We start from the raw sequence: 20,674 nt of genomic DNA on the forward strand, positions 1-20,674 counted from the left end.
ATCACATAAACGATAGATACAAACTCAGTTTGTAGTATTCTGGTGAAAACTGGTCATTCTCCAAAAAGTTTTTTCCTGTTGCAAATCGAAATGAATATTTCTCGCCAATTAGAAATTTGACATAGCCACCCAACCATTCATATTGCTTCTGCAAAGAGGTTTCGGAATCTCCCAACGAATAAATCTCGTAGTGTAAGCCCAATGCAATGTTTTCGTGAACAAACATTCCCGTATAAAGCCAATATTGAATTAATTTGTATTGTATATCACCTCCTTTTCGTAGTGCATCGTAGTAACCTACATACAATTCTCCGTCTATTTTATCGTGTATTGAAGTCAGCACCAAATTTGGGGTAATACCTTCTCCCACCAAGCTATTTTCGCCTCCTGACAGCACTTTGCCGTGTGTAATGCCAACTGAAGGATTGACATACAGGTTTTCGCTAAAGACTGAAAACCCAATACCTATACCCGTTTCTAACCATAAATCTGTTCCTTGGGAAGGAGTAGGCACACCGTAAGTTGGATTTGTCCACATCAAAGCATAGAAGGTAAGACTCAAACGTTTGTTCAACCCAAAACTACCATAAACGCCAGGGTAAAAGCCATAGGCATTGTCTAAATCTAATGCAATATCGAAAGTGGAAGTTGCTTTTTCTTCCAGATTGGTTTGTGCAAAACAGGTAATAGGAAGTAAGAAGAATACAAAAAATAAGGTGCAGTGTTTCAGCATTTCCATGAGCGAAAAATTTAAAGAAGAAAAAAATAGACGCTCCAAGATATGAAATTCCTGTATGATTGAATTGGCATCTTTTATGCAGTATAGTAGAGATTGATTCTCCATTTTTTGAAATGATAAACGATGAAGGTTTTTGTATTTTATTTCTTTTTATTTTGGATGACTACGACTACTTCTCTTGATGTTGCCATAGCACAAAATCAAGAGATTGACAGCCTAACGCAAGTATTGAAGTACATCGATGGTAGCAAAGTGAGGGTGGATATTCTGAACCAACTTTCGGAAGCTTATTGGTACAATAATACGAAGCAAGCTATTCAAGAAGGGAACCTCGCCCTTGAATTAGCTGAAGAAATAGGCTATGAACAAGGCATTGCCACAGCTTTTTACAATCTGGGAGTCAGCTATTTGGTGATTTCTGATTTTGGTTCAGCATTGGAGTATTTACAAAAATCTCAGACTCTTTTTGAAGAAATGAAGGATCAGAAAGGGGTTGCTCGGTCGTTGAACTATATTGGAGCAACATATCAACAACGGGGTAATGATACTTTGGCGTTGGATTATCATCTCAAAAGTTTGCGAATTTTTGAAGGAATAACAGATGACAAAGGCTTGAGTTCGTGCTACAACAATGTTGCAGTGATTCATGCCAATCAGGGGAATTACCCTAAATCACTTGAATATTTTTATCTATCACTTCATATTGCAGAAAAAAACAAGGATTCCCTGCGAATGGCATTTCAATACAACAATATTGCGACCATTTACCAATTTGAGAAAAACGATTCTTCTGCAATGATTTACTACATCAAAGCCAAGGCTATATCCGAAAAAATTGGCGACTTGATGGGGGTAGGATTTGGTTATTTGGGTATTGCACAAGTCTGCCATGAAGGGGTAAAACACGAGTGTGCTGTTGAGAATTTTTTAGCTGCTTATGATGTTTTCAAAAATTTAGAGGCAGTCTTCAATCTGGCAGAAGCTCAAGTACATTTATCTGAAATTTATGCATTGATCGGTGAAAACGATAAGGCAATGGCTTATGCTGAAGAAGGATTGGAATTGTCGAAAAGCATTGGTTCATTGCAGTTTGTCACCAAATTATATCAAAACCTAAGTGCCATCTATGCCAATCAAGGGGATTATCAAAAGGCTCTTGAAGCACAAAACAACAATCTTTTGTACAAGGATAGCTTGTATAATAAACAAAAATTGGAGACGATTAAAGATTTGCAAACGAGTTTTGAACTCCAGCAAAAGGAAATAGAAAATGAAATTTTAGAAGCTAATTTAAACAAAAAGTTGGTACAGAATTATGCACTCATGGGAACAGTCGGTTTGGTATTGTTGTTTGCTTTTGCGTTGTTTAGAAGTCAGAAAAAAATCAAAAAAGCTTTCAGTTTACTAACACTTCAAAAAGAAAAAATAGAAGACCAAAACAAAGCAATTTCTGAGCAAAGTCACAAAATGGAAGAGCAAAATCACCAACTTTCACAATTAGCAGAAAAATTGGCAACCAAGAATGAGTCACTCAATCACTTTACTCGAATGGCTTCTCACGATTTGAAGGAGCCATTGCGAAATATAACAGGATTGGCAGAGTTGATGCAGATGAATTTTGAAGGAGATTCAGAAAATATTGAATTTGTGAAATTTATCAAAGATGCTGCCGATAGAATGAACCATTTATTAGAGGATTTGATTGCTTTTGCTCGGGCAGATATAGGAACAACTCATGCTTTGGAAACAGTAGATTTGAATAAGGTTTTGGAGGCTACCAAAGCCAATTTGCGTCTAAAAATTGAAGACACACAGACACAAATCGAACACGATGAACTGCCTAAAGTTGCCGCTCATTTTACGCCCATCATGCAGCTTTTTCAAAACCTCATAGCAAATGGCATTAAATACCAAAAAGCAGATAATCAACCCCATATCCATATTTCTGTTCAACCAAATGGGGCAAAATATACCATCAGCATAAGTGACAATGGCATTGGGATGGATCCCTCCAATCTTAAAAAAATATTCGAACCTTTCAAACGCTTACATACTCGATCAGAATACGATGGTTCAGGATTGGGTTTGGCGACCTGCAAAAAAATAGCGGAACATTATGGTGAGAAAATTTGGGTAGAGTCGGAGCCAGATGTAGGAACGACTTTTTACTTCACACTTCCAAAAGCAACGATTAGAGTATCTGCAATTACGGCATAAAGAAATGTGCACTCAGAATGTAGTATTCCATAGGAGGAAGTTCTTCAAAAAAATCTCTTTGTACGGATTCTGAAGAATAAGTTTCTAACTTTAATTCAGGTGTATTGTTTTGATTGTGAGTACTCAAAATAGTATTTTTATCTGCAAAGAAATTCAATATTTGAGTGAAAAAAGCATTTAAAGTTTGCATATTGTTGGGTTTTTAGTGTGGAATTTGATGTTGTATATTCGTTAATATCAGGTGTTGGGTTTTTGTAAACAAAAGCATCATATTATTTTTGATTTATTCCTTACCTTTGCGTCCAATATGAAAAATTCAACAGACGACTTCAAAACACTGATAGCCCACTGCAAAGAGTATGGCTATGTATTTCCTTCAAGCGAGGTATATGACGGCTTGAGTGCCGTTTACGATTACGGCCCTTATGGCGTAGAACTAAAAAACAACATCAAGGAATATTGGTGGAAAGCCATGGTACAAATGCACGAAAACATCGTGGGTTTGGACTCTGCAATCTTTATGCACCCCTTGATTTGGAAGGCTTCGGGACACGTTGATGCATTCAGCGACCCAATGATTGACAACAAAGATTCCAAAAAACGCTACCGTGCGGATGTGTTGATTGAAGAACATTTGGCGAAAATTGACGAAAAGAACAACAAGGATGTCGAAAAAGCCAAAAAACGCTTTGGAGATTCCTTCAATGAAGCCCAGTTTCGAGCGACGAATGCTCGGGTATTGAAGCGACAAGAAGAGCGAGATGCTATTCACCAACGCTTTGTGAAAGCTTTGGGGTCGGAAGATTTGAATGATCTTAAAACGCTCATTGAAGATTGCCAAATCGCTGATCCAGAAGGTGGTTCAAGAAATTGGACAGATGTGCGTCAATTCAATTTGATGTTTTCGACTCAATTTGGAGCAACTTCGAGTGAGGGCGGCGACAACTCTAATAAAGTCTATCTTCGACCAGAAACAGCACAAGGGATTTTTGTGAATTTCTTGAATGTTCAAAAAACGACCCGCCAAAAAATTCCGTTTGGTATCGCACAGATTGGCAAGGCTTTCCGTAATGAAATCGTAGCTCGTCAGTTCATTTTCCGTATGCGAGAATTTGAGCAGATGGAAATGCAGTTTTTTGTGAAGCCTGGCACCGAAATGGAATGGTACCACTATTGGAAAGAATTTCGCATGAACTGGCACAAAAGCCTTTTCCCCGCTGAAAAACTACAATATCACGACCATGATAAATTGGCGCATTATGCCAATGCTGCTCTTGATATTGAATTTGAATTTCCATTTGGCTTCAAAGAAATTGAAGGAATTCACTCCCGCACCGACTTTGACCTCGGCAATCACCAAGAACTTTCTGGTCGCAAGATGCAATATTTTGACCCTGAACTCGGTGAAAGTTATGTGCCGTATGTAGTCGAAACTTCAATTGGAGTGGACAGAACTTTCTTTGCAGTTGTGAGCCATGCCCTTCAAGAGGAGGAAGTGCCTGATGCCAAAGGAAACATGACAACCCGTGTTGTAATGAAAATTCCTGCTGTACTCGCTCCTGTGAAAGTAGCGGTCTTGCCTTTGACGAAGGACGAGGCATTGACCGACAAAGCACGTGAGATTTTCAACCAATTGAGATGGGTAACGCAGTGTCAATACGATGAAAAAGATTCAATTGGTCGTCGCTACCGCCGCCAAGATGCCATTGGTACGCCTTTCTGCGTAACGTTGGATTTTGAAACTTTGGAGGATGGTCAAGTGACGGTTCGAGACAGAGATACTATGGATCAGGTGCGTATTCCAATTGCTGCCATTGAAGGACACATTGCAGGAAAATTGGATTTTAGGACTTTGATTAAGGGATAATCGTGATGTGATTTGCGACTGGTTTTGAGTGCAAATCATTGATTTTTAATACACAAAATAAAATGTCTTCATAGCTGTAAGTTGTGGAGGCATTTTTGTTTCATTACCTTTCCAAAAACAAAGTTAATTCTCTAAAAGCCTTTGATGCAGAAGGAGCAATGATTGACTGAGCAAATTTTTTGGAAATGAGGGCTTCAATCCAAGTAGCTTTGCGTTTTGCGCCCAAATTGTCACCAAAAAGCGCGACAGAAGGATGGTTTTCGCTTTGCAGTTGGTCAAAAATTTCGACCATGTTTTTGTCTGATTCCATTTGTTGAAGCCAAATAGATTTCGCTTCGGCAGTAGCATGTGCCTCATTGAGGTAGGCGCAGAGTTTGATGAGTCCATCACCCGCCTGTGCTTCTATTTTTACTTCTTCCCAATCAATGATTAAATCTTTGTGTTCATCAAAAATAATAGACAAGAGATTTTCGGAGGCATTGATTTCGGAAGCTGTTTTCTTATGACCCACACCTATTTCCGTTATTTTTCGTCCATCTTTGACCCAAAATGTTGCTTCACTGTAAAATTCTCCTTGTCTAACAATGGTTTTAAAAGAAACGCAGTCTTCAAAATATCCGAGTTCTTTTACAAGCTCATGCAACTGGTTTTTGGCATTGTACATATTGAATGTGTTTTGTTAAATGTTTTCAAATGATGTTTAATTGGTGAAATTTATTGAAGGTTATTTTATATAATTGTCAATTGTTCAACGCTTTTTCTCCCCACGGCATTTTTTGTTGAAGTTCTTTTGTATTTCCAAAGCCTTTTTCAATCAACCCATCTTTGGCATCGTAGATACGGTACTCCAATTTTTGTGTGTGAAATTGTGGAGATTCTACCATAATGACCCGCAACTCACCTGAATCGTAGTTGCAGCGTTTTTGAATAGAAGCCAATACAGGTTCATGGTGTAAATGCCCATCGCCAAAATTCCATCCAACAACTTCTCCTGCAAATATTTCACCTTCAACCCATTGATAGGCATTGATATTGTCGACAGCTTTAGAAATTAATTCGTTCAACAATCGCCCTGGTAAGTGCATCAGCCGAAATGCAATCATTCTGGATAGAATAGCTTCGGCTGTTTCTCTATCATACATAAAAAGCAACTGCTTTGTCAAATCCTTTGATGTTTTAGTGATTTTTTGGTCAATACGCTCTTTCGCATCCCCTTTAAAAAGCCAAATACTGTAAGCCCAAGTACCTGCATAGTAGCGCATAGAAATCAAAAAGGAAACGTGTTTGGGAAACAAGTTTCCGACTATTGGTAAAACAATCAATACAATCGCCAACATTGCCCCGACAATAGGTTCACTTATAAGCATAGGATTGAATTCAGTATGTCCGTAGAACAACATCCATGCACCAAATACCATAATGATGTTCCATTCCATCGGCACGCCCATTGGAAAATTTAGGAAGATGAACAAATGGAACATAGAAATGGCGATGAGGGCATAAAAAGTGATTTGTGAATTGCCCATAAAAGTTAGTAGTAGGAAAGGCATAGAAAACTCAACAAGTGTGCCGAAGTGCGCCAAAAAACCTGCAAATCTACTGGGGCGCAAATCATAGGGAAAGGATCTGAAAAGTCGCTTTTTGAAGCCATCAAAAATGGAAGCATTCAGCAATACACTGTTGCTAATCATGACCGTTATTACGGAGATGAAATTGGGAGTTAATTTGGAGAAAGCGGCCCAAAACCATATTCCAAACCAGATAATCTTCAAAGCGTGACCTGTTTCGGCTGGAAATAAAAAGCAGACAATCATGGGGTAATAAATATCTCCTCTGGCTGCAAGGTAAACGGTTCTATCTAAAATCCCGCAAATCGGTAATAAAACAACAATTGGCAAAACAATTTCAGGTGTAATCGAAGGTGCAATGCAGACATTGACCAAAAAGCACAACAAAGTCAAATACAGTAAAGTGTCTATCCAAGTTCGGTTGTCGCTTCCAATAATAGGCACATTCGGAAAAAGGGGTACTTTTATCGTATTGGGGCGGAGAAAATAGGTAATGCCTCCAAGTATCGGAACATATCGCCCTGTCAAAGGGCCGCTTGCACCACCAAAACCAATGACTTCAATGAGTGTGGTCCAAAAAATAAATTTGCCAAGTGCTTCCAACTCAAACCACCATGTACCAATGTCGGAAATGCTACCCAAATTTGTAGAAAAAGAACAGAACCAGAGCCATATATAAATGTAAAAGGCAATTTTTAGGAGATAGAAAATGGCTACTGCAATGGGAGAGCCATATCCTTGTATTGCCCAAGCTTGACATACTTTTTTTGCTTTTTCTGCAAAATCAAGCTGTTTCCATTCTTGAAAATCATAAGGCAGTGGGGCAGGAGTTAGGAATTTCTCAAATAGATTCATGTTTCTGTAATTGGTTAGAATAAAAGATGTACCCTTGTTTTAGTTTAATAGGTTCAATAATAAGGAAAAAAAGAAAATGGTTGGTAGTAATGAATGAAAATTAAAAACCAATCAAAATGGAAAGATAGTTTGATTCTCGCACTATTTGGAAAATGAAATCGGGAATTTATTCTTTGAAGGTTGCTTAGTTTTTAATGGTTCTGTGACAATTTTTGTGGAAGCAATAAAGACTTCGGAAGTTTCATTTTATAAGAGGTTAATTTTTAGCGAAATAGTTTTTTGATTTTGTGAGCGGCAAACTTCCGAAGTCTCAAATCACAGATTTTGTCAAAGAACCTTTTTAATTTTGCATATAGTTTATGGCTGAAAATTAACATAACAGAATTATGCAAACCCCACTTCAAAGTACCCCTCTCCCAGAAATCAACATTACTTCAAAATTGGTTCAAGAACTCCTTGATTCCCAACACCCTGACCTCGCCCATTTACCGCTAAAACACTTAGATTCAGGTTGGGACAATACTCTCTTTCGATTGGGAAAGGAGTATATTCTTCGGATTCCGAGAAGGAAAGTGGCTGTAAAGTTGTTGAGAAAAGAACAGAAATGGCTGCCGATTTTGGCGAAACAACTGCCCATTGAAGTACCTACTCCTATACGCATAGGTATTCCCGACCAAAACTATCCGTGGCATTGGAGCATCACCCCTTATTTTGAAGGTCAAGCGGCTGCTATTCATGCACCCAATGAAAATCAGGCAATAGTGATAGCAAATTTTCTAAAAGCATTGCATATAACCGCTCCTGAGGATGCTCCTGTGAGCTTGCTGAGAGGCGTGCCACTTGCAGTAAGGGCAGTAGATGTAGAGAGCAGACTGCAAAGATTGAAGGAAAAAACGGACAAGATTAGCCCGAAAATTGAAGAAATTTGGAAAGCTGCTTTGTCCGCACCGATTCACCACCAAAATTGTTGGATACATGGAGATTTGCATAGCCGAAATATTGTGGTTCACAATGGCAAAATTCGTGCGGTGATTGATTGGGGCGATATGACATCAGGGGATGTAGCAACTGATTTGGCTTGTTTGTGGATGCTTTTTAAGAAAAATTCTGTTCGTCAAACAGCTATTGAAGCCTATCAACCTTCACCCGATTTGTTGGCAAGAGCAAAAGGTTGGGCAGTATTTTTTGGAGCAGTTTTGTTGGAAACGGGATTGGTGGATAATCCGATTCATGCCGAGATAGGGAGGGGGATTTTTGAGAACCTTCATTTCGATTAGTCCACTTCAATTCTTTCAAAGCCCGTGTAAACATTGAACTGCTTATTCCGTAAAAAACCAATCAAGGTCATGTTGTATGTTTCTGCCAATTCAACTGCCAAACTTGAAGGTGCGCCAACGGCAGCTAAAATGGGAATTCCCGCCATCAATGCCTTCTGAATCAATTCAAAACTTGCCCTTCCGCTTACCAACACGATGCAATTCTTCAAAGGCAAACGGCGTTCTTGCAGAGATTTTCCAATCAATTTGTCCAAGGCATTGTGCCGCCCAACGTCTTCGCACAAGCACAATAAATTTCCCAAAGCATCAAACAGTGCCGCTGCGTGAATACCGCCTGTATCATCAAATAAATTTTGCTGTTGTCGAAGTTTATGGGGGAGTTGGTGAATAAGTTTTGCTGCAATTTTTGGGGTATTGGGAGAGAGGTAATAACACATATGACTTTGCACTAATTCAATGGAAGTTTTACCACAAACGCCACAACTTGAAGTGGTGTAAAAATGTCTGTCGAGTTGTTCGATGGCGACTTTTACGCTAGTCTGCAATTCTACCACTACTACATTTCCCTGCAAATCTTCCGTTTGAGCATTGTCGCCATACCTGATTTGAAGTATATCGTTATAACTGGAAAGAATACCTTCTGCAAACAAAAAACCGATGGCTAATTGAAAATCCAACACAGGCGTTCGCATTGTCACCGAAATGCTTTGCCTTATTCGCTTGCCTTTGTTAGTCCAGACCAATTGAATTTCAAGAGGAGATTCTACTGCCAAACTATCGTTGATTTCAATGGCTTTTGAACCGTTAACTTTGAGAATTTTGTGTTTAGATATGGAGGGAAGATGCATTTTTTTTGTGTTGGGGTTTTGAAGTGTTGATTGTGTTGGAGTTTTGGCTGATCTGTTGTGAAAAACAAAACCCCCTAACCTCAAAAAAGTTAGGGGGTTGAATTATATTTTCAACAAATTATCAGGCACCAATCTAATAGTCACCAATTACTTGTTATTCGTTTCGTCAATCACCTCTTCAAACTCTACATCTTGCACGTCATCTGCACCAGCGTTGGCTTGTGGGTCAGGACCTGCTTCTGGATTGCCATTGGGTTGTCCTTGCGCCTGTTGAGCTTGATAAATCTCAGCAGAAGCCGCTTGCCATGCCGCATTCAATGCTTCAATAGCTTTGTCTATTCCGCTAATATCCTGTGTTTTGTGCGCTGTTTTCAGTTGCTCCAAAGCAGCTTCGATATTCTCACGATTGCCAGCAGAAATTTTGTCGCCAAATTCGTTGAGTTGTTTTTCAGTATTGAAAACCATAGAATCCGCAGCGTTGAGTTTTTCTACTTTCTCACGTTCTTTTTTATCAGACTCTTCATTGGCTTTCGCTTCTGCTTTCATTTTTTCGATTTCGTCTTTCGACAAACCTGTTCCTGCTTCGATGCGGATACTTTGTTCTTTATTGGTGCCTTTGTCTTTGGCTCTTACACTCAAAATACCGTTGGCATCAATATCGAAAGTCACTTCAATTTGAGGCATACCTCGCTGTGCAGGTGGAATACCGTCTAAGTGAAAACGACCAATTTCACGGTTGTCTTTTGCCATTGGGCGTTCTCCTTGAAGCACTCTTATTTCTACAGAAGGTTGATTGTCTGATGCTGTAGAGAATACTTCTGACTTTTGAGAAGGAATCGTAGTATTAGATTCAATCAATTTGGTCATAATGCCACCGTAGGTTTCGATACCCAGAGAAAGTGGTGTAACGTCCAACAACAACACATCTTTCACATCACCTGATAAAACACCTCCTTGGATAGATGCGCCTATTGCCACTACCTCATCAGGATTTACTCCTTTAGATGGTTTTTTGCCGAAAAATTCTTCAACAACTTCTTGAATTTTAGGGATTCGAGTAGAACCACCTACCAAGATAACTTCGTCAATATCGTTTTTGGTATAACCTGCATCTTTCAAAGCCAAGCGACAAGGTTCAAGGGTTGCTTGTACCAAATCATCCACCAATTGTTCAAATTTTGCACGAGTCAATTTGCGAACCAAGTGCTTAGGAATACCATCTACTGCGGTAATATAAGGCAAGTTGATTTCTGATTCAGCAGAACTAGACAATTCAATTTTGGCTTTTTCTGATGCTTCTTTCAACCTTTGAAGTGCCATTGGGTCTTTGCGTAGGTCAATGCCTTCTTCTGATTGAAATTCGGCTGCCAACCAGTCCATAATTTTGCGGTCAAAGTCATCGCCTCCCAAGTGTGTGTCACCGTTGGTAGATTTTACTTCAAAAACGCCATCGCCCAATTCAAGGACAGATACATCAAATGTACCACCACCTAAGTCATAAACTGCAATTCTCTGTTCTTTGTCACGTTTGTCCAAACCATAAGCCAAAGCTGCTGCTGTTGGCTCGTTGATGATTCGACGCACTTTCAAACCTGCAATTTCACCAGCTTCTTTTGTTGCTTGTCTTTGAGAATCATTGAAGTAAGCAGGAACTGTGATTACCGCTTCGGTCACTTCTGTTCCCAAATAATCTTCTGCTGTTTTTTTCATTTTCTGCAATACGATTGCAGAAAGTTCTTGAGGCGTATAAAGTTTGCCGTCAATATCTACTCGTACTGTATCGTTGTCACCTCTTACCACATTGTAAGATACATTGCTGATCTCATTGCCCAGTTCATTGTAGCGCATTCCCATGAATCGCTTGATAGACATGATGGTATTTTGAGGATTGGTAATTGCCTGACGTTTAGCAGGATCACCTACTTTTCTTTCTCCGCTTTTTAGAAAAGCGATAATAGATGGAGTCGTACGTTTACCTTCGCTGTTAGGGATAACGGTAGGTTCATTACCTTCCATTACTGCTACACAAGAGTTGGTTGTACCTAAGTCAATTCCAATAATCTTTCCCATATTAAATGCTTATTTATGCTGTATTTTTGTTAATAGTTATATTCAGTCTTCATTAGTCAATACTTGTGCCAAGTGGTTGTCTGCAATAAAAAGCTGTAATTATGACAAAAAAACTGCAAAAATGTGTCTAATAAGATTTTAGAGGTGTCAAAAAGGCAGTTTTTTGTATTGAAGTTTTGAGGTGTTGGAGTTTTGATTGGTATTGGTTTCCGCATTGATTGTTTATATTACTTAAACCCACCCCTTACCCCTCCCAAGAGGGGAATTTCCCACTTGGTACAAGTATTCCCCTCCTTGGAGGGGCAGGGGTGGGTTGCGATTTATTCCTTTTTAATGTGAAGACCTATAACTGATGAAAAAACAAACGCCACGATTTAGATATTTCTAAATCGTGGCGTTTTGAATTATTGAATGATATTGAGAATTGAAGTAATTACTTGCTTTTGAAGGTAGAAGCTTCTACTCGCCATACTACTTCACCGGTACGGTTGATGTAAGCCATTCTGCTTTCAACGGTTACTTTTGCCAAGCCATTATTGAAATCTTCGACTTCTTTAAATTGTGGTTCGATAAGCATATTGCCTTCTTGGTCAATAAATCCCCATTTGCCATCTACACTTATTGCAGCCATTCCTTCATTAAATGGACGGGCAGCTTCGTATTGAGGCATGATGGCGAGTGTTCCTTTGGCATCTACATAACCAAACTTACTACCAACTGATACGCACGCTAATCCTTCTTGAAATGGAGTGACATTGTTGAATTGAGGAGCAGAAATCATGGTGCCTTCTTTGTCAATGAATCCCCATTTATTGTACTGTTTGAAGGGAGCAAAACCATTTTTGAAGTTACCCACTTCATCAAATTGGGCTTCAATAGCTATTTTACCTGTTTCGTCTATAAAACCCCACAAATTATTTTGTTGAATTTTTCCTAAACCCTCATTGAATTTTCGAGGAAGTGACTGAATGTTGTTTAATTCTATGACTTCTCCTTTGGGATACAACAAGAAATTAGAACTACCTTTTTGAGCAGTTGTAACACCATTGGCAAAAGAGTTGGCATAATCGTAAACAGGTCTAAATACCCACTGACCTTTTTTACCGATAAAACCGAATTTATTGTTTTCTTTCACCAAAGCCAAACCGTTAGAAAAACCTCTAACTTGCTCAAATTTTGGTTCGATAACCATCTTTCCACTTTGATTCACAAATCCCCACAAGTTGTCGACCCGTACAGCTTCTAAGCCTTCATCAAACAAACGGCCTGTTGGTGGAAAAACATCGTCGTATGGTCCAATAACAGTAGCATCTTTTCCTACAAAGTATTTTTTTCCTTTTTCAGTAGCAACTGCACAGCCCTCACTGCAAATATAAGTATCAGAGAATCTGGGATTTAATAATGTATTTCCTTTTGCATCCAAAACACCCCATTTATTTTCTTGTTTGACCCACATGATTCCTCCGTCAAAAGACTTAACTTCAGAAAATTCAGGCTTTACGACCATTTTTCCAGAAGCATCCATATAACCCCATTTCACAGGAACACCTACTTTGGCCCAACCTTCTGAGAACTCGCCATTTTCTTGGTAGTAAGAAGTCAAGAACCATTCTCCTGCTGGGTTGATATAGCCTCTTTTGTCTCCTTTTCTTACACTTGCCAATCCGTCAGCAAATGCACTTACTTCGTCAAACTGTGGAGGAATGACAAAGTCTCCTTTTTTGTCAATAAATCCCCATTTATTGCCCAATGCAACAGCTGCCATTCCTTCAACGAATGTATAAATCGGTTTGTCAAGACTGGTATTAGGAGAGATACAAAGACCTGTTAGACAAGCAGCAGCATTGTCGTAGGCATCACTACAGATTTGTCTAAATTGAGGCTCAATAACGGTATTTCCTTTTTCGTCAATGAAACCATACGTACACATATTGTCTTGTGTGGTAATGACCAATGCTAATCCATCAGAAAAAGGTTTAGCGTAGTTGTAGTCTGGTTTGATGGTCCATTCACCAGTTGTGTTGATAAATCCGTACTTACCATTGTATTTTATACAAGCCAAACCTTGCGAAAAATCATCTGCAGTACTGAATTCAAATTTAGGCTTTACGACAAAGACTCCTGCTCTGTTAATGTATCCACTAAACTCTTCTACTACGCTTTTGACCTTTGCCAAACCATCTTTGAAGGAAGATACCATTTCGTATTGAGGTTCAATAACGTAGTTTCCTTGACGGTCGATAAAACCCCATTTTTCATTGACTTTCACTGCTGACAATCCTTCTGAGAAAGGTAAGGCGTAATCGTACTTAGCTTCAATAATCAATTTACCTGTACGGTCAATAAAACCCTGCTTGCCGTTCAAGCCAATGTTGGCTACACCTTCTGTAAATTTGTCAGCCCATTGGTAGTCCAATGGAATAACTAGTTTTCCGTAAGTGTCGATAAAGCCATATTTACCATTTACTTTGATAACAGCCAAACCTTCACTAAAAGGGAAAACATTTTCTACTTTTAAGTCTATTTTTTCTTTGGTGTCTTTTTGGACAAAGCTGTAGCTAGCTTCTTGTTTGACGGGAAATAAAGCAATGGCCTTATTTGCGGTAGCAGTAGTGGCTTGTGAAACTTCCGTGTTGCTGAGGGCTACTTCCTCATCATCTTCTTGGGCAACACAAAACAAAGAACTAAAAATTAAGCACAGAAAAGGTAAATATCTGGTAATTTTCTCCATGATAGTTAACGTTTGATTGGGTGAATAAATAAAAAGTGGTATCTTTTTCTAAATTTTTAGTAACCTAATACCTAAGATTTGCGTATCATTTAACAAAAATATGCACACACCCGTGTATATTTCAATATTCATGCCAACGATAATCTCCTTTATAATTATATGATATTATTGGTACTTCTTTTCATATAATTATCTAGCCTATATTGATAATCATTTTATTTGGATATACTTTTATTGATAATGCAATATTATCGCATTTTTTCTTTTTAATATATTTTTTATCAGTTAATTGTGAATTAATTATTCAATCCCCCTAAGGTTGGGTTCTGTCGATTAAGTTCATTTTACTTTAGTCAAGGTGTCAGAAAGGGAAAAAATTAACATTTAATTTTGAATAAGAATATGTGTAACAATTAGGCATGTGTGTACTTGAATTGCTTGCAATAACTTTGTCATTTTTTGTTTTTCTGAAACAAAAAAAACTTCAAGGACGTATTTCGTGTCTTTTTTTGTAGGCATAATACCTGAAAGTGTGTACTTTTTTGCTTACTTTTTCTCAGTAAAAGCCCTCAATATATCTCCCGAAAAGTAAAATGGCAGTAATTCCTTCATAGATTCTACCAAACACACCTTCTCGGCTCTTCCTAAAAGGTAAACAGTAATAGGGCTATCAAATTTGTGTTCATATTCAGCAATCACCTGCCTACATCCACCACAAGGAGAGATAATATCTTCAAAATCTGCATTGTTAGAATAGTCTATAGTTACTGCAATTGCTTTTATTTTGATATTGGGTTTATTGGCAGAAGCATAAAATAAGGCAACTCTTTCTGCACACAAACCACTTGGATATGCTGCATTTTCTTGGTTGTTGCCTTCATAAATACTACCATCGGCTAGTAATACTGCAGCTCCTACTCTGAATCGAGAATAAGGTGCATAGGCTTGATTTACAGCATTTTTAGTGGCTTTGAATAAAGAGATTTCTTCGGCTGTGAAGCTGGAGTAATCGTCATACAATTTAAGGCTACTGGCTATTTTGAGTTCTTTCATTCTGTTTGTTTTGAAGTGTTTGTGTATTTGAATCTTCTCTACTTCCCTTTTCCCTGCAATAAAATCAAAACCGTATAAATCATGATTTTGAAGTCAATCGCCAAAGACATATTTTCGATGTAAAGCAAGTCGTATTTCATCCGTTGGATCATCTGATCGACATTTTCGGCATAACCAAACTTTACCATTCCCCAAGAAGTAATGCCTGGGCGAACTTTGTGTAAATGTCTGTATTCAGGAGCTTTTTGGATAATTTGGTCAATAAAAAACTGACGTTCAGGGCGAGGTCCTACCAGAGACATATCTCCTCGAAACACATTCCAAAATTGCGGAATTTCGTCTAATCGCCATTTTCGCATCACACTACCCCATTTTGTCATGCGAGGATCTTCGTCACTTGAGAGAGCGGGACCATACTTTTCTGCATCTACTACCATCGAGCGAAACTTGATAATGCGAAATGGATTTCCATTGAGTCCAATGCGTTCTTGTGAATAGAAAATAGGACCAGGAGATGATAATTTTACCCGCATTGCAGTGAAAAGATAAATCGGTAAAAGCAAAAAAAGCATGGTTCCCGAAGCAAAAATATCTATCGCACGTTTGATATTTTTTTGCCATTGAGGCATCAATTCAGGATAAATTTCGATAAGAATTGCCCCCAAAACATGGTTCATCTTGACCGAACCTGCCAATATATCATACATATCGGGGATGATTTTGATGACCACATTTCTATCTACCAACAAATCCATAATCGCTGGAATATGCTCTCGTTCATGGTGTTCGATAGCAATAATGATTTCGTCAATAGCCTCTTTCTGAATGATTTGAGGTAAATCCTTTACATCCCCCAATTTAGGCATATAATCTGCAAGCGCATTTTCGCCGCTATCCGCTGCTTCTACATATCCCACAAAACGATAACCCAAAGAACGTCTTGCGCCCATAATTTCCTTATAAACTTCAATTGCATTTTTGTCGCTGCCCAAGATAATCGTATTATAGCCTATGGTATTGATTTCCAATTGTTTTTTGGCTCTTGTCAATAGGATAATCCTACCAAAAAGTGTACTAAAAAATTGCAGCCCAAACAATACTGCCAATGACCTATAATAACTCATATAACTACTTACCACATCGTCTAATATCAACACAAAAAACAGAAACAATACGCCGATAGTAGTTGTGATAAAAGTGCGCTGAAACTCCACCAGCCTTGATTTGCGGTAAATATCGCTGTAAGCCCCTAACAATGTATGCAGTACCATCCAGCCAATCGGAATGAGTGCAATGCCCAAATAAAAACGAGTGTCTTGATAATACGTCCAACTAATTGGTAGATTTTCGATGACAATTTTGCGGTAAGTGAAAAACAAACCCCAAGAGAACAGGGCGGCAAGGTAATCCCACAATACATAAAACAACAAACCGATTTTTTTTGTCTCCCTCATTACTGCTGATAAATTAATTTGATGTTGTCCCAAAAGAAAGTTCCAGATGATTCACCATCATTCAAATTTCCATCAAATAAAATTCTAAACTGATTTTTGTCCTGCAATTTTAGGGCGGCAATGGTGTTGGTCAAATCTATGTAAATTTTGTTCCAATCATCACGTGCAGCGACAAACAACAAAAAACTACCGATAGGTTCACCTCCAGTATCGTCAGAGGCTTCAATAAATACTTCAAATGGGTGCGTACATTTGTAGTCAATTTCCAGATAAACAGCTTGTTGACTCGTGGCGGGTAGGGCGTGTGAATTACTGTTTTTAATCAAAAAATTATTTTTGGTGCTGGTCAATTCCGTTTTACCACTTCTACTGCCACTAAGCACTTCACTATCAATAGTAGTGATGCCAATATCGCCTTCAAAAAAATTGCCGAAAGCATCAAAATCGCTAATAAATGCAAAATTAGTTCTGTCGGAATAATTGAAGGTAGGTACAATCGTATCGGTTTCAAGCGGTTTGAAATTGAGTGTCAAAATTGCTGATTGATAAAATGGATAAATCACCCGATCGGAAGATACGCCATTGTTGTTGATTCCCGCTTGAAGCGTCAATATACCTTCTCCTTCTTCCAAAATGGGAATCAAAGCCGGTAACTCAAAAACACCCAAAGGTTCGTTGCCTACAAAAGCCCATATAGTAGTAATCTTGTGGGTATTAGCACCTTGATTGGAACTCGATGCGACTTTTACTTCTTCAATGTAAACATAGGCAGGATTCAGTTCCGTTGTTGTGCAAGAAGTCCACAAAACCATTGAAGTAGAGAAAAAGAGAAAAATGTATAGATAATTAATGTGTTTCATTTTGAGGTTTTGAAGTGTTGATGTTTTAGAGTGTTAATGGTGATGAGTAAATGGCATTAAAATCGTTTGCTATCAATAATTTAAAATCTTTCGTCTAAAGTCTAAATCTCACAACTCTGCAATTCTTTCCTCAATCGCATCCGAAATTCGGTAAGCAATCTCCATCGCATTGTAGCCATCTTCAATGGTCACTTCTTCTCGTTTATTTTGCAAGATACTTTCTGCAAAAAGGCTGAGTTCCATTTGAATAGAGTTAACAGGCGGAGCATCCGATTTTTCGAATAGAATGTATTTTTTACCCCTTTCATCTCCCATATTGATTTCAAAACTACCGATGCCTTTTTCCGCAGCCTCACTAATGCGAACAATCTCCGATTTCTTCTCCAAAAAATCAATGCTTACATAAGCATTCGGCTGAAAAATTCGTGTTTTTCGCATGTTCTTCAAGGATAAACGGCTGGCAGTCACGTTGGCTACACAACCATTTTCAAATTCAATGCGGGCATTGGCAATGTCAGGAGTCGTAGAAACAATCGAAACACCACTGGCATGAATTGCTTTTACCTTTGAAGGTACAATGCTCAGTATCACATCAATATCGTGAATCATCAAATCCAAAACCACCGAAACATCCGTTCCTCTTGGATTGAACATTGCTAAGCGGTGTGTTTCGATGAACATGGGCTGTAATTCAATGTTTTTCACTGCTAAAAAAGCTGGGTTAAAGCGTTCTACATGACCAACTTGTGCTTTTACGCCTTTTGCCGCCACTTTATCCACCAATTGTCGAGCTTCTGCCATATTGCTCGCCAAGGGTTTTTCGATAAAAATGTGTTTTCTTGCTTCAATCGCTCGACTTGCCACTTCAAAATGTGTGCTGGTTGGCGTTACAATATCTGCTACATCAATCGCAGCAATTAGTTCATCAAAATCTGTAAACCGTTTGACTCCAAGCTCTTGACTTACTTTTTCAGCATTGAAATTATTTGGATCATAAAATCCTACAAGTTCGTAATGTTCAATATTTTGAAGTAATTTTACGTGAATTTTCCCCAAATGCCCTACTCCAAAAACGCCTATTTTTAACATACTGGTATTTTTAATTTTTTGGATGGCAAAATTAAGAAAATTATTGCAGGCTATTTCTTCAATGTTAAAACAACGAATTTAAATCCGTAGCCGTTGCTAAAACTGAAAACTATTGATAGAAATGAACGGACGAGCTTATATATCTTTTTTCATCTGTTGTTTGCTGTGTTATTTGTTGTTTCGAATAGCTTTTATGCACTCACAGTGGAACCATAATTTCACGATTGGTTATGATGTGAGTGGATATTATGCTTACTTGCCAGCACATTTCATATACGATGATTTGGAACAGTTGAAGTATATGGAAGATATTTGTAAACGCTATACTTCTGTGTCTGATAACTGGTCGGTTGCAGCGAATGGTCATAAAGTACAAAAATATCCTATTGGAATGGCGATTTTGTATGCGCCTGCATTTGGTGTCGCCCATTTTTTTGCAGATAAGTGGGGGTTTCCTCAAGATGGGTATTCCTTTCCCTATCAATACTTTTTATCGCTTTATAGTGTGTTGTTTGCCTGTTTGGGGCTTTGGCTGTTGCGAACTTGTTTGTTGTATTATTTCAAAGATTTGACGGTTGGAATTGTATTGGCAATCATTGTTTTGGCAACCAATTACATCGTTTATGCAGGGCTGTCTGCTGCAATGACCCATGGTTATTTGTTCACACTCTATGCGTTATTGATTTGGCTGACGATTTTGTGGCATCAACAACAAAAATGGGGGTTGGCTGCTTCCATAGGATTGCTATATGGTTTGATGGTTATTGTGCGTCCTACCGAAGTCATTGCCATTTTGATTCCTTTGCTTTGGGGGATTGATAGCAGAAAAGCGATGAAGGCAAAGGCTCAATTGGTGTGGCAAAGCAAAGGACAGGTCGCATTGTTGACGGTGTGTACGATTGCAGTAGGCATGATTCAGTTGTTGTATTGGAAAAAGATTTCGGGTGATTGGTTTTATTATTCTTATGATGATCAAGGGTTTAGTTTTTTGAGCCCCTACCTCATGGACGGCTTGTTTAGTTACCGCAAAGGTTGGCTGATTTATACACCTGTGATGATTTTTGCATTAGCAGGGTTTTGGCAACTTTTCAAAAAAACAAATCAAGTGTTTTGGGCTTGTTTGGTATTTGTAGTGATGAATGTTTACATTGTTTATAGTTGGGATATTTGGTGGTATGGCGGTAGTGTAGGGTCAAGGGCAGTTGTTCAGTCTTATGCAATATTGGCGTTTCCATTTGCGGCTTTTGTGGCTTGGATAATGGAACAAAAAAAACGGGCTTTGCTCATTGCTTGGGCTGCAATCGTATTGGTTTTTGCTGACCTCAATCTTATGCAAACTTGGCAGTCGCATAGTGCTGGCGGCGGCTGGAATGGAGAATACATGACCCGTGCTTACTATTTCAGTATCATTGGTAGTACACAGATTAAACAAGAAAATCGCAAATATTTGGATGTAGGTAGGCGTATCCGAGATACAAGAGGCATGACTTTTCGGCAGTTATATTTTGAGGATTTCGAGACCCCAAAAGATAGTAATATAGTTCGGATCCAAGACCAAAAATTTGAAGGCAATTATGCGGCAATTGTGAACAAAGACCATCCTCATGCGCCTTATTTTGAAGTACCCTTGACGGATATTCAACCTACTTCAAAGGCATGGATTCGAGCAGGTGTACAGATATTTTTTATGGATGCAGAATGGAATGAGTGGCAAATGACGAGCTTGGTGATAGAATTTTGGAGAGGGGAGGAGCTAATTGAGAGCCGTCCAATGAGGTTGCATTGGTTAACGGATGGTTGGAAATGGTACCATGCTTATTTTGAGCGGCCACTTCCCCGCAAAATGCGAGAGAATATTCAGCCAAATGACCGATTGAAGGTATATGTATTGAATCAAGGAAGTGAGAAAAAATTGTATATAGATAATTTTGCAGTAGAATTGATTGAGCCTTAGGAATGAAAAAGAACATTTTATATTTGCTTTTTGCATCTTCTTAATAATGTCAAATAAATCAGTTTGTTCCAACTTCTTTTCATCTGTTTCTT

Annotated in this window: 15 protein-coding genes; 4 read left to right on the top strand and 11 right to left on the bottom strand. The window is 38.5% G+C overall.

Going from position 1 to position 20,674, the window contains the following annotated elements:
• Position 1: 1 nt before the first annotated feature.
• On the bottom strand, positions 2 to 844 hold the full coding sequence (locus R3E32_27945) for a DUF6733 family protein (protein MEZ4888589.1): 843 nt from the start codon (positions 842 to 844) through the stop codon (positions 2 to 4).
• Between the two features lie 18 nt (positions 845 to 862).
• On the opposite strand from R3E32_27945, the gene R3E32_27950 reads away from it, so the two are divergent.
• Entirely contained in the window at positions 863 to 2,956 is a 2,094-nt protein-coding gene (locus R3E32_27950; GenBank protein MEZ4888590.1) for an ATP-binding protein, read from the top strand.
• Here the strand turns inward: R3E32_27950 and R3E32_27955 are convergent.
• Positions 2,946 to 3,146, bottom strand: a complete 201-nt coding sequence (locus tag R3E32_27955; GenBank protein ID MEZ4888591.1) for a hypothetical protein — start codon at positions 3,144 to 3,146, stop codon at positions 2,946 to 2,948. The two genes, R3E32_27950 and R3E32_27955, sit on opposite strands and share 11 nt — an antisense overlap.
• A gap of 117 nt (positions 3,147 to 3,263) precedes the next feature.
• On the opposite strand from R3E32_27955, the gene R3E32_27960 reads away from it, so the two are divergent.
• A complete protein-coding gene (locus R3E32_27960; GenBank protein ID MEZ4888592.1) occupies positions 3,264 to 4,823 on the top strand; it encodes a glycine--tRNA ligase in 1,560 nt (519 codons plus the stop codon).
• Between the two features lie 103 nt (positions 4,824 to 4,926).
• Here the strand turns inward: R3E32_27960 and R3E32_27965 are convergent, their stop codons facing one another.
• Entirely contained in the window at positions 4,927 to 5,487 is a 561-nt protein-coding gene (locus tag R3E32_27965) for a hypothetical protein (GenBank protein ID MEZ4888593.1), read from the bottom strand.
• A 76-nt stretch (positions 5,488 to 5,563) separates the two neighbouring features.
• Positions 5,564 to 7,246 (bottom strand): DUF3556 domain-containing protein, encoded by a 1,683-nt coding sequence (locus R3E32_27970; protein ID MEZ4888594.1) that lies wholly within the window; start codon positions 7,244 to 7,246, stop codon positions 5,564 to 5,566.
• A gap of 386 nt (positions 7,247 to 7,632) precedes the next feature.
• On the opposite strand from R3E32_27970, the gene R3E32_27975 reads away from it, so the two are divergent.
• Positions 7,633 to 8,523: an aminoglycoside phosphotransferase family protein gene (locus R3E32_27975; GenBank protein ID MEZ4888595.1), complete on the top strand. Its 891-nt coding sequence runs from the start codon at positions 7,633 to 7,635 to the stop codon at positions 8,521 to 8,523.
• On the opposite strand, the gene fdhD is transcribed toward R3E32_27975, so the two are convergent.
• The 7 genes from fdhD to R3E32_28010 form a co-directional block, all read right to left on the bottom strand.
• Positions 8,520 to 9,371, bottom strand: a complete 852-nt coding sequence (fdhD, locus tag R3E32_27980) for a formate dehydrogenase accessory sulfurtransferase FdhD (GenBank protein MEZ4888596.1) — start codon at positions 9,369 to 9,371, stop codon at positions 8,520 to 8,522. The genes R3E32_27975 and fdhD overlap by 4 nt on opposite strands.
• Before the next feature lie 147 nt (positions 9,372 to 9,518).
• A complete protein-coding gene (dnaK, locus tag R3E32_27985; protein ID MEZ4888597.1) occupies positions 9,519 to 11,441 on the bottom strand; it encodes a molecular chaperone DnaK in 1,923 nt (640 codons plus the stop codon).
• Between the two features lie 433 nt (positions 11,442 to 11,874).
• Positions 11,875 to 14,172: a WG repeat-containing protein gene (locus R3E32_27990; protein MEZ4888598.1), complete on the bottom strand. Its 2,298-nt coding sequence runs from the start codon at positions 14,170 to 14,172 to the stop codon at positions 11,875 to 11,877.
• Positions 14,173 to 14,718: 546 nt separating this feature from the next.
• A complete protein-coding gene (cdd, locus tag R3E32_27995; GenBank protein ID MEZ4888599.1) occupies positions 14,719 to 15,225 on the bottom strand; it encodes a cytidine deaminase in 507 nt (168 codons plus the stop codon).
• A 38-nt stretch (positions 15,226 to 15,263) separates the two neighbouring features.
• A complete protein-coding gene (locus tag R3E32_28000; protein MEZ4888600.1) occupies positions 15,264 to 16,679 on the bottom strand; it encodes a sugar transferase in 1,416 nt (471 codons plus the stop codon).
• Entirely contained in the window at positions 16,679 to 17,539 is an 861-nt protein-coding gene (locus R3E32_28005; GenBank protein MEZ4888601.1) for a hypothetical protein, read from the bottom strand. The genes R3E32_28000 and R3E32_28005 overlap by 1 nt, the downstream gene beginning before the upstream one ends.
• A 108-nt stretch (positions 17,540 to 17,647) precedes the next feature.
• Positions 17,648 to 18,628, bottom strand: a complete 981-nt coding sequence (locus tag R3E32_28010) for a Gfo/Idh/MocA family oxidoreductase (protein MEZ4888602.1) — start codon at positions 18,626 to 18,628, stop codon at positions 17,648 to 17,650.
• A gap of 121 nt (positions 18,629 to 18,749) precedes the next feature.
• On the opposite strand from R3E32_28010, the gene R3E32_28015 reads away from it, so the two are divergent.
• Positions 18,750 to 20,582: a hypothetical protein gene (locus tag R3E32_28015; GenBank protein MEZ4888603.1), complete on the top strand. Its 1,833-nt coding sequence runs from the start codon at positions 18,750 to 18,752 to the stop codon at positions 20,580 to 20,582.
• The last annotated feature ends 92 nt before the right edge of the window (positions 20,583 to 20,674 follow it).

The sequence above is a fragment of the Chitinophagales bacterium genome, assembly GCA_041392475.1.
Lineage (GTDB): Bacteria > Bacteroidota > Bacteroidia > Chitinophagales > UBA2359 > JAUHXA01.

Excerpts from the sequence above, each read along its gene's own strand:
- R3E32_28005 (MEZ4888601.1), bottom strand. The coding sequence starts at position 17,539 with ATGAAACACATTAATTATCTATACATTTTTCTCTTTTTCTCTACTTCA.
- R3E32_27945 (MEZ4888589.1), bottom strand. The coding sequence starts at position 844 with ATGGAGAATCAATCTCTACTATACTGCATAAAAGATGCCAATTCAATC.
- R3E32_27970 (MEZ4888594.1), bottom strand. The coding sequence starts at position 7,246 with ATGAATCTATTTGAGAAATTCCTAACTCCTGCCCCACTGCCTTATGAT.
- R3E32_27955 (MEZ4888591.1), bottom strand. The coding sequence starts at position 3,146 with ATGCAAACTTTAAATGCTTTTTTCACTCAAATATTGAATTTCTTTGCA.
- dnaK (MEZ4888597.1), bottom strand. The coding sequence starts at position 11,441 with ATGGGAAAGATTATTGGAATTGACTTAGGTACAACCAACTCTTGTGTA.
- R3E32_27975 (MEZ4888595.1), top strand. The coding sequence starts at position 7,633 with ATGCAAACCCCACTTCAAAGTACCCCTCTCCCAGAAATCAACATTACT.
- R3E32_28010 (MEZ4888602.1), bottom strand. The coding sequence starts at position 18,628 with ATGTTAAAAATAGGCGTTTTTGGAGTAGGGCATTTGGGGAAAATTCAC.
- R3E32_28000 (MEZ4888600.1), bottom strand. The coding sequence starts at position 16,679 with ATGAGGGAGACAAAAAAAATCGGTTTGTTGTTTTATGTATTGTGGGAT.
- R3E32_27965 (MEZ4888593.1), bottom strand. The coding sequence starts at position 5,487 with ATGTACAATGCCAAAAACCAGTTGCATGAGCTTGTAAAAGAACTCGGA.
- R3E32_27960 (MEZ4888592.1), top strand. The coding sequence starts at position 3,264 with ATGAAAAATTCAACAGACGACTTCAAAACACTGATAGCCCACTGCAAA.
- R3E32_27950 (MEZ4888590.1), top strand. The coding sequence starts at position 863 with ATGAAGGTTTTTGTATTTTATTTCTTTTTATTTTGGATGACTACGACT.
- R3E32_28015 (MEZ4888603.1), top strand. The coding sequence starts at position 18,750 with ATGAACGGACGAGCTTATATATCTTTTTTCATCTGTTGTTTGCTGTGT.
- R3E32_27990 (MEZ4888598.1), bottom strand. The coding sequence starts at position 14,172 with ATGGAGAAAATTACCAGATATTTACCTTTTCTGTGCTTAATTTTTAGT.
- fdhD (MEZ4888596.1), bottom strand. The coding sequence starts at position 9,371 with ATGCATCTTCCCTCCATATCTAAACACAAAATTCTCAAAGTTAACGGT.
- cdd (MEZ4888599.1), bottom strand. The coding sequence starts at position 15,225 with ATGAAAGAACTCAAAATAGCCAGTAGCCTTAAATTGTATGACGATTAC.